Origin of the sequence: Mesorhizobium sp. M0047 (genome assembly GCF_040323315.1) — a bacterium.
GTDB lineage: Bacteria > Pseudomonadota > Alphaproteobacteria > Rhizobiales > Rhizobiaceae > Mesorhizobium.
In genome coordinates this window covers 1-14,945 of the sequence record NZ_JAMYUW010000042.1, presented here as the reverse complement: position 1 = coordinate 14,945, position 14,945 = coordinate 1, and the positions used below count along the sequence as shown (strand labels likewise).

Annotated in this window: 10 protein-coding genes and 2 pseudogenes; 6 read left to right on the top strand and 6 right to left on the bottom strand. The window is 59.5% G+C overall.

What is annotated here, in order from left to right; all coding sequences use genetic code 11:
• Positions 1 to 60 precede the first annotated feature (60 nt).
• The 3 genes and pseudogenes from NKJ89_RS28710 (at position 61) to NKJ89_RS28700 (ending at position 3,332) form a co-directional block, all read left to right on the top strand.
• Positions 61 to 315: a hypothetical protein gene (locus tag NKJ89_RS28710; RefSeq protein WP_352607507.1), complete on the top strand. Its 255-nt coding sequence runs from the start codon at positions 61 to 63 to the stop codon at positions 313 to 315.
• A gap of 655 nt (positions 316 to 970) precedes the next feature.
• Positions 971 to 1,670: pseudogene (locus NKJ89_RS28705) on the top strand (M16 family metallopeptidase); the annotation flags it as partial.
• Between the two features lie 204 nt (positions 1,671 to 1,874).
• Positions 1,875 to 3,332, top strand: coding sequence for an NAD-dependent succinate-semialdehyde dehydrogenase (locus NKJ89_RS28700; RefSeq protein ID WP_352607550.1), 1,458 nt, complete (start codon positions 1,875 to 1,877; stop codon positions 3,330 to 3,332).
• 785 nt (positions 3,333 to 4,117) lie between these two features.
• Here NKJ89_RS28700 and NKJ89_RS28695 read toward each other — a convergent pair.
• From NKJ89_RS28695 to NKJ89_RS28685, 3 genes are all read right to left on the bottom strand, one after another.
• Positions 4,118 to 6,121, bottom strand: a complete 2,004-nt coding sequence (locus NKJ89_RS28695; protein ID WP_352607505.1) for a class I tRNA ligase family protein — start codon at positions 6,119 to 6,121, stop codon at positions 4,118 to 4,120.
• A 334-nt stretch (positions 6,122 to 6,455) separates the two neighbouring features.
• The gene (locus NKJ89_RS28690) at positions 6,456 to 7,235 is read right to left on the bottom strand and encodes a phytanoyl-CoA dioxygenase family protein (RefSeq protein WP_352607503.1); all 780 of its coding nucleotides are present in this window, start codon (positions 7,233 to 7,235) and stop codon (positions 6,456 to 6,458) included.
• 506 nt (positions 7,236 to 7,741) lie between these two features.
• Complete coding sequence (locus NKJ89_RS28685) at positions 7,742 to 9,046, bottom strand: lysine N(6)-hydroxylase/L-ornithine N(5)-oxygenase family protein (RefSeq protein WP_352607501.1); 1,305 nt, start codon at positions 9,044 to 9,046, stop codon at positions 7,742 to 7,744.
• Between the two features lie 239 nt (positions 9,047 to 9,285).
• On the opposite strand from NKJ89_RS28685, the gene NKJ89_RS28680 reads away from it, so the two are divergent.
• Positions 9,286 to 10,059, top strand: a complete 774-nt coding sequence (locus NKJ89_RS28680; RefSeq protein ID WP_352607499.1) for a hypothetical protein — start codon at positions 9,286 to 9,288, stop codon at positions 10,057 to 10,059.
• A gap of 160 nt (positions 10,060 to 10,219) precedes the next feature.
• Here the strand turns inward: NKJ89_RS28680 and NKJ89_RS28675 are convergent, their stop codons facing one another.
• The 3 genes from NKJ89_RS28675 to NKJ89_RS28665 form a co-directional block, all read right to left on the bottom strand.
• Positions 10,220 to 10,576, bottom strand: a complete 357-nt coding sequence (locus tag NKJ89_RS28675) for a hypothetical protein (RefSeq protein WP_023736366.1) — start codon at positions 10,574 to 10,576, stop codon at positions 10,220 to 10,222.
• Between the two features lie 583 nt (positions 10,577 to 11,159).
• Complete coding sequence (gene tnpB / locus NKJ89_RS28670) at positions 11,160 to 11,363, bottom strand: IS66 family insertion sequence element accessory protein TnpB (protein ID WP_352607497.1); 204 nt, start codon at positions 11,361 to 11,363, stop codon at positions 11,160 to 11,162.
• Positions 11,360 to 11,713 (bottom strand): transposase, encoded by a 354-nt coding sequence (locus tag NKJ89_RS28665; RefSeq protein WP_352552313.1) that lies wholly within the window; start codon positions 11,711 to 11,713, stop codon positions 11,360 to 11,362. Before NKJ89_RS28665 ends, tnpB begins: the two co-directional genes overlap by 4 nt.
• 406 nt (positions 11,714 to 12,119) lie before the next feature.
• Here NKJ89_RS28665 and NKJ89_RS28660 point away from each other — a divergent pair.
• A pseudogene (locus tag NKJ89_RS28660) lies at positions 12,120 to 13,591 on the top strand (prolyl oligopeptidase family serine peptidase).
• Positions 13,592 to 13,763: 172 nt separating this feature from the next.
• On the top strand, positions 13,764 to 14,459 hold the full coding sequence (locus NKJ89_RS28655; RefSeq protein WP_352607495.1) for an OmpW/AlkL family protein: 696 nt from the start codon (positions 13,764 to 13,766) through the stop codon (positions 14,457 to 14,459).
• Positions 14,460 to 14,945 lie beyond the last annotated feature (486 nt).

The window sequence follows — 14,945 nt, the reverse complement described above, 5'->3', positions numbered from 1 at the left end:
GTAGTTCACGGAACTGCCTTCGAGCATAACGGCTTGGCAAGCGCATGAAGGAGTTTCGATTTGGATTGTTTCAAGAGGGTCAAGGGGTTGATCGATGCGACCAGCGTGGAAGCGATCGATAGCGCGCGCGTTTTGCTGGACCAGTTCAAGGGCAAGTCAGAAACAATCGCCCAAGCGATTGACGACTTCCTGCTTGATTTCATGACCTTGCTGTTTGTGGTAGAAGCCACCCGCGAGCAGTTCCACAATCCGGCGAGGCGGTTAGCGCGCATCAGATTGAGCAAGGTCAGGCTGTTACTCACGCGATGCTCTTGACCTAAGCGACCACTCCGCCAGGCATGCATTTGCAGCCGAGCGCACCAGGCGGTATTTTACGCACATGAAATCAATCGCGACTGCTAATTCTCCTGTTTGGTGCCCAGGGACAACGGCAAGCGCGCACAGCTTCGGTGCTGCTGTCCTGCAGCGACAAATGTTGCCTGCATGCCCCCACGGCGAGCGCTGGAGCGACAACATCTCAATTCTGTCCGTCAGTGCAGCGGCCTTCGAAGCGCATCGTGTACCCCTCCCCGCCAGCGCGCCTCATCGTCTTCCGAAGGAAGACGATACTCTCAGCCATGCTCGCGTCGCCTTCAGCCCTGTTCGATGGCCCATAATGTCGGATGCGCAACATGTCAGACCCGACTTGTCTTCATGCCTCGAATGGTTTTCTGATCTGGCACGGTGCATGCCTGGTCGTCCGCAGACGTCGCGGACCAAGGAAAATCCGTCCAATGACCACCTCGCCAAGAACACCGCCGCAGGTCTCCTGGGTCCATCCGAAGATGAGGCTCGAGTGAGGCCTGGCCGCATGTTGGTCTGGCTCGGCGCTGCCCGCCGATCCTCCCCACGGGGAGGCGAAGACGCAACGCGTTCATCAAAATGAGGAACAAATCACTTTGCCTCGAACCTTGCCTTTCCAACCGGAGCCATCGATCGCTCCCCCTGGCTGCGCACGGCGTTCACTGCAACCGCCCTGGCCCTGGTGACGACCGCTCCGGCTCTGGCCGCCACCGACGGCGGCAAGATCGCGGATTTCCTGCTCGACTATGGCATGGAAGGATCGACATCCGCGATCACCGCGCGCCAGTCGTCACTCACATGGTACAAGGTCAGCAGCGCCGACGAGCCACCCGGCAAATCCGGACTTGCCCATTTCCTTGAGCGTCTGATCTTCAAGGCGACCACCAACCGCGCCGGAAGCGAGTTCGACCGAGCCGTCTCAGTCAGCGGCGGCTACAATAACGCCCCCAACGCTATGACTAGCTTTGGGCGACATGATTGGCTTCGAGGCCGATCGCATGTTCAACCTCATCCTCAACGACGATATCAAGACCGAGCGAAACGTGATTCTGGAGGAGCGCCGTTGGCGCAGAGAGACGAACCCGCAGGTCTGCTGGACGAGGAGGTCAACGCGACGTTGCGGCCGATCAACCCTACCGCATTCCGGTCAACGGCTGGATGCAGGAGATGGACAAGCTGAACGGCACCGACGCATTCACGATCTACAACAAATGCTGCCGACCCGAACAACGCCGTGCTGGTGGTGCGACGCAGAGCCTGAGACGGTGAAGGCGCTGGCCGCGAAGACCTATGGCAAGGTTGCGCGCGGGCCGGTCCTGCCCCCGCGCACCTGACCGGCCGAGCCCGACTAGTAGAACCGCGAGGCATCTTCTAGCGATTTCAGGGTATTCTCCTTTCCACTTGGGTACCGTGGTCTGCTAGCTGTCTGGCCGAGGCCCTATAAGGAACTTGGCATCCGGAATAGACACCGCACTTGCCATATACCCCTGCTGCGTTTGAGGAGGAATCCGGTATTGCCCCTGTGCCTGCCGATGACCCGTCACCTGAGATCCCCTGACCTGTTTCGATCCATTGATCGCCTGCCGACACTTGGCACGCGGATTAGCGAGCGGACATTCGAGGTTCTCAACCCGTCGACCGGCGAAGTGCTGGCAGAACTACCCGACATGGGTGTCGAAGAGACATGCGCTGCGATCGACAAGGCCTATGTCGCGCAGCCTGGATGGGCAGGGTTTACCGCCCGTGAGCGCAGCGACGTTCTATGGCGATGGTATCAGTTGATCATCGACCACGCCGACGATCTCGCTGCAATTCTCACCGCGGAGATGGGCAAGCCGCTTGCAGAGGCCAAATCGGAGCTATCGCATGCTGCGGCGTATCTGCAATGGTACGCCGAGGAGGCAAATCGCGTCTATGGCGAGACGATCTCCGCACCATCGATGGACCGCCGAATGTTGGTGATCAAGCAGCCCATCGGGGTCGTCGGCACGATAACGCCATGGAATTTCCCAGCCTCGATGGTGGCGCGCAAAATCTCGCCAGCCTTGGCAGCGGGCTGCACGATCGTCCTCAAGCCCGCTGAACAGACGCCGCTCGTGGCTGGAGCAATGTTCGCCCTCGCCCATCAGGCAGGCTTCCCCGAAGGCGTCGTCAACCTGATCTATGCGTCCGAAGGTGACGCGGTCGGCCGCGAACTTTGCACAAATCCCAAGGTCCGCAAGATCAGCTTCACCGGGTCTACGGAGATCGGGCGCCTACTCATGCGCCAGTGCTCGGACCAGATCAAAAAAGTCAGCCTAGAGCTCGGCGGCAATGCACCTTTCATCGTGTTCGATGATGCGGATGTCGATGCCGCAGTTGACGGTGCGATCCAGGCGAAGTACCGCAATGCCGGCCAGACCTGCGTTTCAGCGAACCGCCTTTACGTCCAGTCGGGCGTTCACGACGAGTTCGTCGAGAAATTCGTGGAACGGGCTCGCCAACTTCAAGTTGGTGACGGTTTCGCGCCCGGAGTGGACATCGGACCCCTCATCGACAAGCAGGCTTTGGCCAAGATTGAATCCCATATTGCCGATGCCGTAACTAAAGGCGGCGCAATTCGATGCGGGGGCAAACGCCTCGGCACGAATGGCACGTTTTTCCAACCAACGGTCCTGACCGGTGTCACCAGCGAGATGACCGTCGCGCGAGAAGAGACATTCGGGCCGCTCGCACCGATTATTCGCTTCAAAGATGCGGGTCAGGTCGTGCGTGATGCCAATGAAACGATCTATGGCCTCGCAGCGTATTTTTATGCCTCTAACCTGAAGCGTGTCTGGCGTGTCGCCGAGGCCTTGGAATATGGAATGGTCGGGGTAAATACCGGCCGGATGTCTTCGGAAGCGGCGCCGTTCGGTGGGATAAAACAGTCCGGCATCGGGCGGGAGGGATCCCGCCATGGCCTCGAGGACTACCTCGAAATGAAATACCTCTGCATGGGCGGCATCTGAAGCATCGGCTTGCAGGGTTCACAGACGGGTTACCTAGCGAGCGATCTCCAAACTTGTGAATTGTAGAATCGCTCCTCGATTGGGAACTGAGGGGCGGTCCGCACCCGAGCAAACACGCAACCCTGATGAGCCCCCTAAAATAGCTGGATGTATCTCTCGACGAGACAAGCGTCTGCATTTTCGGCGAAGACGGCGCGCATGCGACAGAGGATACGCTTGCGATTTGGCGGCCCTCGCCGACTATCCTCAGGCGACGGGCTGTCGTTGCGCGGTCTGGTTGGAAGCTTGTGCACCCAAGCCATCGTCAACGCTGATTGAGCAATATCCGGCTTCAGGGGCAGAATTTGGACTTGCTACATTCCGATATCAGTAGCTCAGCTGTTCTTCGGCTGACTGCCGCGCCGGTACACGCTCGGACAGAATCGAAGGAACCATCACATTCGCATCCACATTGGTGATCGGCGCACGGTCCACGGCGCGCCAGGTTGACCAAGCGGGTCGAACCGAATGACAGCCTTGACCGGCTGGAGGACGGAAATCCCGATGCCGAAGAGGTTGGTTCGGCACGAACAGCAAGGGCTGGGAAGCGATCGGCCGAGCGGTCCTTGAAGGGGCGGGCCAGGGTTGTTTGACGACGCGTTGGTTCAGGTCAGCTAATCTAGTCTCTGCCATTCAGAGCGGCTTCCCTCGCCAGTGACAGCGAGTCAAGATATTTGGCATCGTCGGCTTTGATTGCCGCGCAGATCTGGTCGAGATGGGGACAGCTCACTGGTGCACCTTTGGGCTCATAGTGTTTCCTCGTCATCGAGATGAGGATTGCCGGATTTGGCGTAGAACACCAACACGGGTCCGAGATCAAAGCGCGTCCCGGGCGCAAGGCGCTGGACGGACCGGGGCCATGTTTCGGTTGAGGCGCCATCGATGCCTCGCGCCAGCGTTCTGGCGAAGCGGGGCATCAGCGGAGCGAGTGTCGGTGCCAGGATCGCAGCGGCCGTCGTCTGAAGGGCTAGCGAAGTTCGATTGCGGGCGGGATAGAAACGTCGCGCCGCCGCAAAGTCTCGCGCCCCGCGGTAGATCACGCAATCGCGCACGAATTCGCAGACCTGAGTGGCCGCGCGCCGAACCGAGAAGCCTTCGTCCGAATAGGCGCGCTCCATCGCAGCGCGATAGATCTCTATGCGAGCAAAGAAGGCGCGGTCGACCGGGCTCCAGTCGCCTGCATCGGGTACACGGCCGGCAAAATCCTGCTTGATTTCCTGGTTCAATGCCTCAAGCCAGTTCAGCCAGATGCTTTGGAACACCTCGTTCTCGGTGCGGCGCAGCGCGTCCAGCGTGAAATCCGTCCGCTCACCTTCCGGGCGTGTCAGGCCCAAATGAAGGCGCACGACGTCGACTGTCTTTTGGCTCAGAACCTCCTTGCCCCAGACCGCATGGCGGCAGCTGGTTGAGAACTTCTTGCCGTCGAGCAGGTAGAACTCGTTGACGTGATAGCGGATGCGTGGCTTCCAGTGGGAGAAGACCTCGGCGTAAAGAGCGGGGTATAGTAGCGCGTGGTAGAACGAATTGTCGAAGCCGAAGAAATGGACAATCTGCCAGTCGTTGCCGGGCATCTCCGCCTTCCAGTTGCGACCCATCGAGCGGCCGAGCGCCTGGATGTTGTAAAGAAAACCGAAGGCCATCTCCGGCCAGACCCAGATCACTTGCCCCGGGAACCCTTCCGCCGGCAGGCCCCAGTCCGAGGGGTGGGTAATGGGCACTGAAAATTTCCCGCGTCGGCGTACGCGTGCGAAGAGATCCAAGATCCGTAGCGGGACGCCCGACGCCCTTAGATGCCGGTCGATATTGTCGTAGCATTGGTCCATGGCAAGTTCTGGACGGCGGAGGGAGCCGACCACCGGCGCCTCGGCAGACTGCCGTGACCGCGCTGCACCTAAGTCGTGGCAAAGGTTTGGGGCACCGCATTCCTCGCAGATGTTGCCACCCGCGGAGCCGCCGCAATCGGGGCAGAGGCCGCTAACATCCGATTCGTAAAGATAACGGCCTGTCACGGCATCGAAAAGCGCAGGGCTCTGGCGTAGATCTATCGCCGTGCTGCTCAGAAGACTGCGGAAACAGGCGGTTTGAAACTCGCCATAACCGTCATCGCCCATCGTGGCTTGGAAGCTGTGGACCTCACAATCGAGAAGTGCAAGCGTGGCGCGAATCTCGTCGGCATAATAGCGCGCCACGTTTGCCGGCGTCGATTGATCGGCATCAGCGCGCGCGGCGACGTAGCTTTGGAAATCATCGCTTCCGGTCAGGTGATAGGCCTCGACTCCTTTCATGCGCAGGAAACGAGTATAGACATCAGCGCCGAAATAGGGGCCGGAAAGATGCCCCAGATGCAGATCGCCATTTGGCGTCGGCGGCGTGGAGAAGACGAAAGTCGGCGCGCGGGGAGCGGTGAGCTTTGCAGCGACATGATGAGCGGCGTCGTCGTCTCGCCAGTAGACATCGACGAAATTTAGGTCTTCGTCCCCATCGTTGCGCAGCACATGCGCTTCAAAAGGGTGAAACAGAACGACATCGCCCGCCTCGACCGAGATTTCCCCCCGGTCGGTGGTGACCTTGCCCGCACCAGACAGGACCACGAAGGCCTCGATTTCGTCGTGCCGATGGGGCTCGGATGTGACGCCGGGTCCAACCTTTCCGAATGAAAACCCCGTGCGAGCGCTGCCCGTTCCAAGCGTGGCCGTGTCGATACCGAACGCCCGCGACAGCTCCGTTCGAGAAAACGTGTACTTGCGCATGACAGCCAACCTAACCTGTTGAAGCAGTGGGATTTCGGCTGCCAACGCAACAGCCTCCCGTGCAATTCGTGGAGAGAAACGGCAGCCCGACCCGTTGGCGGCGCGACCAGGATAGTGCAGCTCTGGACCGGCAAGCGGGCAACCAAGGGGGGCACTAGTCGGGCTGTAGGCGCACAGAAGACCGCCTGCGACCACCTCCGCAATCCACGTGCCAATGCGTCGTAACAGGCTGCGGTCGATGCTCCGCGAGCCCGCAAATCAGACGTCCATACCGTCCGCGCATTTTGAGCGGTCGATCAGTTTCGTGTGCATGCCTCCGCCTGGCTGCGTGAGCTCAATCGCGATAGAAGATGCCATTTGGGGGCTTGAGATTGTCGAGATCGGCCACTTTGCCCTCGGGCGGATTAAGGGCGCGCTTAAGCACGTTATATTCAGCGCGGGTTGGCCCGCCGGTTGAAGCACGCTGGAACACCAAGTAGAGTGTCCGCCGAGAACGATTGCTTTTGTTCGGTCGTGAGTAGTGCGGTGCGTAATCGTCGAAGATGAAGATGTCGCCAGACTTCCATACTACGGGTTCCCAGGAGAACTTTTCGGCAACTTGAGGGTCGATCACCCCACCGGCATCCATGGGAAACACCCCCTTCTTGTGGTTGCCGGGGCTGAAGAAAAGCCCGCCGTTTTTCTCGTCGGAGTCGTCGATGCCTATGGCAACCACCGCATGGACCATCCGATCCGGGAGTTTGTGTGGAATGTGATAGATATCCTGATGCGGGAGATAGCCGCCGCTGTCGGGGTAGTGGAAAATCAGCAACTCCTTGAGCCTGCGCGAATCTTCGCCAAGCAACTCCTCGACCGCTGACTTTATGCGCTGATCTTCTAAGAGCAAACGACGCAATGGACCATGGAAGTCGAGAAAATTCTCCATCTTGGAGGTGATCTTTCGATTGTCCGTCGTCTTCTCGAACCACATGAGCCATTTATCATCGCTGACGGCCCAGCGTGACATATCTTCGACAAAGGTAGAGATATCTTCCTGAGCCGCTGGATCGAAGAACCTTTCGAGCCTGACGTATCCGTCCTTCTGCCACTTTTCTCTTTGTGCATCAGTCAACATGCGAAAAGCCTCCTGTTGGAAACACTGGTTTGGTTGGACATGCCAATTAGGGCGGTCGGGCGCTGATCAAGTTGCGGGTCCACAGAGACGGACTCACGTGATGAGGGAGGCGATGCTAAGTGCGTTCCGCTCCGGCGGATATTGTCCGCAGAAGCTCGGCGCGAGACTGCCTATGTCAGGCTCAGCCGGGTCTAGGCGTTCCGCAAACTGGGCCGGATCAATCGCTTCACCCGGTTCAACCACGACACGCATCGCCAAAGGCCGGCACCATCCGCTACCTGCCGGCCCAGCCATGGCCGCCAAGACCACGGCGGTCTTTCGAGTGAGCGACTTGGTACGGCCTTGGCAACCGTAGGGGAAATGCACGCCCCCAGAGTGATGCGATGCGCCGCTTGGTCGAAGGGCTTGGTCGGTCACGATCATATCGGAGAAGCCTCCGGGGTTCGCCGCAACGCAGGCGGGCATCATTCCTAGGATGCCACCGCCGATGATCAAAAGCATACGAGTCATATTCCACTGCCCATTTCTTCGGCTGCGTGGTCGGGCCAGCTCTCGATCGAGGTATGAGTGATGAAGCCAGGATGCTCGGGGTTCGCGCATGGCGCGCGCCCAAGTAGGCTATCGAGGATGCGACGCGCGCGCCAGGCCAGCAAGCTTAGGTTCGGATCGGCCAGGCCGCGCTGCCCGAGGCTCGCATTTTGTACGAAGATGCGTCTGTCACACGGTCCGTCCCAGCTCACCGAAAAATCCTCGCGAATAGCTAATTCATTGTCGATCTGCTCCAAGCGGCCCATGATCGGTTCCAACAAGCTTGGGACCGCGTTCTCGTAACCGGTGGCCAGGATGACGATGTCAGCCGTGACTTCTTCGACCTCGTCCATGCCATGCTGCAGGGTCAGCCTGTGACCCGGTCCGGCGTTGATGCAGTGCGAGACGGTGCAGCCCGGCCGCAGTGTGATGTCGCATCGGTATGGCTCGAAAAATGCGTGGCGGTACAGCGCCTGATAGATCGCGCGCAACGTGCTTTCCGAAATGCCGTCCGAAGCAAGCACGAAACGCCGCAGGAGCAGCTTACGCTGCGACTCGCTCATCGCCGCGAAGCGATCCGAAAAGCAGGGCATGAACAACTCGTTTGTGAACGGGCTGTTGTCCAGAGGCAGATAGTTTTCGCGCTGCGAGACCCAAGTGATCGAGGCAGGCCGCCGTTCGTTCGGCAGGCCGACAAGGTGCAACATCACCTCGGCTCCCGACTGGCCTCCGCCGACAACGCAGACATGCTTTCTCCGCACCTCAGGGTGGATGTGCAGTAAAACCGATGAGTGGAACAGGTTGCGTCCAATCCAGCCCTGAAATTGAGGCGGAATTTGCGCCTGCTTGCCAATGCCGACCACAACGTTTCTGGCGCCGAGAACCGCCTTATCCGTCCGCACCCGAAACTCGCCGTCAAAGCGGATTTCGCGCACTGTCTCGCCGCCACGCACAAGTGGGTTCCTGTGGAAGACCCAGTTCAGGTATTGTTCGAACTCCACTCTGAGCACGGCTTCGAACTGTGCGTTCAGGAAGTGATACAGACGCCCGTTCTCGTGCAGGAAGTTTACGAAAGTGTAGGCTGATCGCGGATTCACCAGAGTGACCAGGTCCTTGAAGTGGCTGACCTGGAGCTCCGAGGAATCGAATGCGATGCCTGGATGCCAGCGGAAGTCGACCTGCCGATCCAGGAACACTGCCCCTTTCCCAACTTGCTCGTGTATCTGACACGCAAGGCTCAAATTGGACGGGCCAGCACCGATCCCAACGCAAGATGACTCCACCTGCTTCCTCCTATAGCGTCTTCCCACTAGGCGGCTTGTTCGCGGCGAATATCGGCCATAGCCATTAGCCTCCGCTCACGGACTTCGAGCCCCAGTCCCGACCGGGCTTGCGAGAATTTGTCCTGCGCGTTCGGGTCTTCGCATGTGGACCCGCGCATTCCAGCGCGGTGACAATCGACGGGTCATGCCGGCGACGTGGGGCAACGACGTTTGTCCTTTCCGCCCGTCTGGATGCCCCCTTGCCGTCACGCGAGGAGCTTTCCAGGCCCACTAAGGTGTTTGAAGCCGGCGCAATCGCCTGCCTCGACCATGACGCGCCGGCCTTTCGGCGGTTTGATGGCAGGCGAGAGCGCGGTTTTCACTGCGGCGACGGCATTTTCGGTGCGCATGATCATGGACGACGTCTCGCTGATGCGTTCGCAGAGTCCCATGCATGGGCCGTGCCAAAGAAGGAAATTTTATTAAACAATGGGTTGGCGGATTTACGATCCTGTCGGAAGTCCGACATTGGGGGGGGGCGCCTCACTGCGGCGCCCGATTTGCACGTCGATGTCCCCTTTTTTCCGATAGCTAATCGGGCACCTTCTGCACCAGAATACTCCTCTTGTGGAGACCAGCACGAAGTCTTCATGAACGGACAGTGCAGAACCTTGCGTCTCTGCCGGACAGAGTACCCGCACGATCGGCAACTGTTCCCCGCCGACCAGCCGACCGCGTGGCAAAGATTGAGAGCGGCGAAGCTTGCGCTAACGGCCACATTTCTCCGGTATTTCAGCGATGCATTCCTCAAGACGCTTCAGGCGGCACTTCGCATTGCGAAGTTCATGTCCGGCTTCGAAACGCCGATGGCGCCCCTGAGGTGTAATCGCCACGTGATCGCGCTCCAGTTCGGCAATGCGCGCACGCAACCTGCCGATCCTCTTCCTGACGCAATGCATTATCCATCCACGCCCGCGAATCGGTCTTCCTGGCAACACCCTAAAAGCTATGCGGGTTATGCCACCGAGACGTAATTTCCGGCAAGCCCACGCTCTAAACATCCGCTAATGCAATCTAGAGAAAGCGTTCTTCGGGAAGAAGGCTGACGCTGCTTGGGGGAAAGCACTAGGAACCCTCGGATCTGACGCGTCGCGTCGGCCGATTGCGGCAGCTCCAAAGCGCAGGGACAGGCCGTCAAGCGCCGGGCAGCGTGCCCTTCATCGACATTGCGAAGACATCGAGCAGGATGGCCAGCCCGACGCCGCACGCGGTCAGGATAAGGCCGGCCATGAAGATGCGGTTGGCGCGTTCGTAGATGGGTCGGCGCAACGAACTCATGTCGAGTAGCAGGGACAGCGCCCGCAACTGCAACGTGATGCCGACCAGGATCGGCACAACGGCGAACAGGTCGTAGAGCCGCCATGGCATGGGGTTCGCCGCCCAATGCGTGACAAAGCCGAGCGAAAAGGCAAGCAGAATGCCGACGACGGTGATTGTGCCGTTGCGAAAAATCGTCTCGATCAGCTCTTCCTTCGGATCGTGTTCGTCCAAGCGTCCCTCCTCTCACTTAGCAGTTGCAGGCCTTTGCACGGTCGACGTAGGCTCTCGGGAAATCCCTGTACATCGCCGCCAACTAGTCAAGGGCCGAGGAACCGAAGCCGCGAGGCAAACATTTTTGGTTGCGCTGCCCTCATCACTTCCTGGGGCGCCATTGGCCTTTGCCGCGAACTGAAGGATGGAAGCGCCGCCTGCCACGGGTGCTGCGCTCAGAGCGGCAGGGTCAAGAGCGTCATTTCAGCTGGAGTGTCTACAATGAAATAAAAACGCTGAATGGCACCCTAGGTGTTTGGTCCCGAGCTTTGATGGTGCATTATTTTCTTCCGAATGGAAGGAGGCACTATGGGCCAGGTTCTACACGGCAGCGCCACGACGACAGAGGCAGTCCGTCGAGCAATACAAAATAGTCATGTCTGGACGGCGCCCGCTGATCAAGGTGACGGCGTGCCATTTCATCAGTCTTGGCGAGGGCCAGAATAGCCTGATCGCTCTGCCTGATCTCGGCATCAAGTCCGCTCAGTGGCGCACCAACGGCAACAGTGCCGAACGCACGGTCGCCGGGAGCATGTCGTTGCCCTCAATGACGAGGGTTAAGGCATACCCCAGACCCGTCCCACAAAATGATCTTTACCCTGTCAGCTCTTTTGGCGCGGTAGACGTAAAGCGCGCCGTTGAACGGGTCCGAGCTGGCATCGCGCACCAGTGCCAGAAGGCCGTCGGGACCTTTTCTAAAATCGACCGGATGGCTGGCGACCAACACCTTCACGCCGGCCGGGGTCATGCCTGGCGGACCGCGCGAATAATCCTGGCCAAATGATCCTGGCCGACATCGGCGCCAGCCCGAATGACCACACCGCCCAAACAGATCTCCACCGTTGAAGACGCCGCTTGGGTGACCTCGACAAAGCCAATTCGATCCGCATCCCGCTGCGGCGTCACCGCACCGCTCTTGATCGCCTTGCGCCGCCAGCCGAACAGCTGCGAGGTCGCCACTCCAGCCTCTCGCGCGATCGCCGACACATTCGCGCCCGGCTTCAGCGTCGCCTCGATCAGAGCCGTGCCTTCGCTTGCGCCGACCAGCGCCGCAGACGCTGCGGGCTTGCCTCCGGTTCGGAACCGCCTCAAGAACATGGAAACTTCTTCATCAGACATAGGCGCAGACATAGAAATTGACACCGCAAGCTCCTCGCTCCTTCAGTGTCATCATCTCTCACCCATCATCTGATGCCGCGCCAGATGGGATTGGCTCCGCGCTTACACTAGATCGATCAGGCGCCTACCGTCGCAGTCATTGTCGGAACTACGACGATGTCGGACATAAGACACAGCGTTATCAAGTGATCGTATTGTTCTGAAAAGATTTTCCTGGTTGGCACGACACATGCAAGTCCTATGCGCAACGCACTGCCGCGCCGCACCAACTGAGAAGACCTCATCCCATGATCACGCTCGCCGAGCATGCGGTCGCCGCCGCAAACACTGAGCTGTCCCGAGCGGAAGGCAGTCTTTGCGCTGTCATTCTTCATGTTGTACGGACATGACCGCGTTCGATTTCCGTCCAACTCTGAATGCTCCCGACGATGATCCCTATCTTTGGCTTGAAGATATAGAAGGCGAACGGGCACTTGACTGGACCGCCAGCCAGTCGGCCAGGACACTGGGGCTCTTCGGTGGAACGCAATTCCAGCGCGACCGCGCGGCCCTCACAGCGATTTTCGACCGTCCGGACAAAACTCCCCAGATCAAGCGCCACGGTCATTACCTCTACAATTTCTGGCAAGATGCCCGCAACCGGCGCGGACTGTGGCGCCGGAGCACCCTTGCCTCCTACATGAAGGCGGAGCCCCAATGGGAGGCACTGCTCGATCTGGACGCCGTCGCCGTTAGCGACGGAGAGGACTGGATCTGGGCCGGCACGTCGATCGAGCCGGAGAGACGGGAAAGAGCCGTTCTGCGCCTGTCGCGCGGCGGAAGCGATGCGGTCGTGCATCGCGAATTCGATCTGAAGTCTCTTAGCTTCGTCGCCGACGGTTTCAACCTCGCGGATGCCAAGGGCGGGGTTAATTGGCTCGACCCTGACACGCTCCTGCTTTCTAGTGCGTTTGGTGATGGCATGGCCACCCGCTCCGGCTACGCGCGCACCGTGCGGCTGTGGAAGCGTGGCGCGAATCCGCTCACCGCGCCGGTGATCTTCGAGACCGGTTCCGAATCCCTCGGCGTATCTGGTCATTTGGACCGCACTGCCGGGAGCGAGCGCCTCTGGCTCATCGAGCAGTCGACCTTCCTTGAGAAGATGGTCCAGATCGGCGACAGGAGCGGGCCGAAGATCGAGATCGACCTTCCTCGGGACGCCTGGTGGAATAGCTTCGGCGACTGGCTGGCGGTAAAGCCGCGCAAGCCATGGACAGTGGGAGGGATGACCCATGCCGCGGACGCGCTGATCGGCATCTCACTTTCCTCCTTCATCGCCGGCGAGCCCAGTCTTGCCGCCCTCTTTGAATCAGGCGACAGGCGCTCCTTGCAGTCATTCTTCTGGAATGACGGGAAGCTCATTATCTCCTACCTCGTCAAACTCGATCCGCGTTTGGAGATGTTCACTCCCGACCGCCAGGAATGGACGCGCCGAGCCCTGGACACCGTGCCCGCCGGCGCACTGTTTAGCACAATCCCACTTACCGACATGCATCGCTACACCAAGCTTTTGGCGGGTGCGAGCCGGAAATATGGCGATCCTGACAAGCCGGACGATTGGACTTTCCTGAAAGAAATCTCCGCCTATCACGCCGCGGCGCCGGGACAGCCCTATCCGCCTATCCTGCTCGCCACCACGAAGCGGGACGACCGCGTCCATCCGGGCCACGCGCGTAAGATGGCCGCGAAGCTCTCGGCTATCCGGCCGTGCGGGCGGGCACGGCTACGGCAAGGACAACCGGGAGCGGATCGCGTTCATTGCCCTGGGTACAATTCCTTCGCAGTTCGATCGGCTGGCAAACCGATAACGGTCGATAGATGACCGGTGCCAACACGAGCAACATTTCAACAGTGAGTACAGATTGCGGATCACGAGCACGGTGCAAATATGTGTGCACAGTCACGCAGATGCTCCGTTAATCTCTCAAGCAATTCCAACAGGGTTATTCATAGTGCAATCGATCATTTCTGAAGAGCAAGGAGAGATATCATGGCTAGAAAACAAACGGGCGTGAAGCGGGGAGCAACAGCGGCCGTCGTCCTCATGGTGGTGGGACAGCAAGCCGTTGCGGCCGACCTTGTGCAAGCCCCGAACGTCCCGCAGGCAGGAGCCTCGGTCCCGGAACGGCCAAGCCCTTGGCAGATCCGCCTGCGTGCGTTGGGGGTCGTCACTGAGGATTCGGGCTACGTCAATGCAGTGCCCGGCTCCGGTCTCTCCTATTCGGACACTGTGACGCCGGAACTCGATATCTCCTATTTCTTCACGGGCAACATCGCCGCCGAGCTTATCCTCGGCACCACCTACGCCAACATCGAGGGCCAAGGAGCGATCGGCGCGCTGGGCAATATTGGCAAGGTTTGGCTGCTGCCGCCCACGCTCACATTGCAGTATCATTTTACCGATTTCGGCGCGTTCAAGCCCTATGTAGGCGCCGGCGTGAACTACACGATCTTCTATAACCAGGGTGCCGGCAGCGCCGATGCTCTCAAGGTTAAGAATACGTTCGGCACGACGCTGCAGGTCGGATTCGACTACATGGTGGATCAGCACTGGGGTGTTAACTTCGACGTGAAGAAGCTGTTCCTCAAGCCAGACTTCGACGTAACAGTCGACGGCGCGAAGCTGACTGGAAAGGCGGAGCTCGATCCCTGGTTGATAGGCGCAGGTGTCACCTACCGCTTCTGATGCGCAACGCGAAGGCGGGCTGCTGACAGCCTATCTAAAATGAAGGGCGCCTCGGGCGCCCTTTTCCACGCCGGCGCTGCACGGGCCAGTCGACCGGATCATTAGGGGGTGGGCCTTGTAACTTGGGGGACGTGTCCGAATCGGAGGAACGTTCTGATGAACTTTATGCAATGGCCATCCCGGATAGCAGCCGATTGTCGGGTTACTTGAAGAAGCCGTTGTTGAGTGGGCGTTCCGGCTGCACCCGACAGGTACTTGCCAGTAGCAGCCGACAGGCTGCCCCGCGCCAGCGGCGCGATGCCGAACGGGGTGAGATCACTTAAGCCTCTCGAAGAAGGCGGGACGCGGTTGACGAACGTCCCCGCGCCCCGGCAGGCGCCCGGGGGCGCAGCAAATTAATTGAAAGAGGGTGCGGACTGCAAGTTTTTGGGGCCAAACCACAACCGGTAAGTAATAAAAAAAAACCAGCCCACCAAACGAAAGGGG

Coding starts and splice junctions, on each gene's coding strand:
- NKJ89_RS28700 (WP_352607550.1), top strand. CDS start 1,875: ATGACCCGTCACCTGAGATCCCCTGACCTGTTTCGATCCATTGATCGC.
- NKJ89_RS28695 (WP_352607505.1), bottom strand. CDS start 6,121: ATGCGCAAGTACACGTTTTCTCGAACGGAGCTGTCGCGGGCGTTCGGT.
- NKJ89_RS28690 (WP_352607503.1), bottom strand. CDS start 7,235: ATGTTGACTGATGCACAAAGAGAAAAGTGGCAGAAGGACGGATACGTC.
- tnpB (WP_352607497.1), bottom strand. CDS start 11,363: ATGACCCCGGCCGGCGTGAAGGTGTTGGTCGCCAGCCATCCGGTCGAT.
- NKJ89_RS28665 (WP_352552313.1), bottom strand. CDS start 11,713: ATGTTCTTGAGGCGGTTCCGAACCGGAGGCAAGCCCGCAGCGTCTGCG.
- NKJ89_RS28655 (WP_352607495.1), top strand. CDS start 13,764: ATGGCTAGAAAACAAACGGGCGTGAAGCGGGGAGCAACAGCGGCCGTC.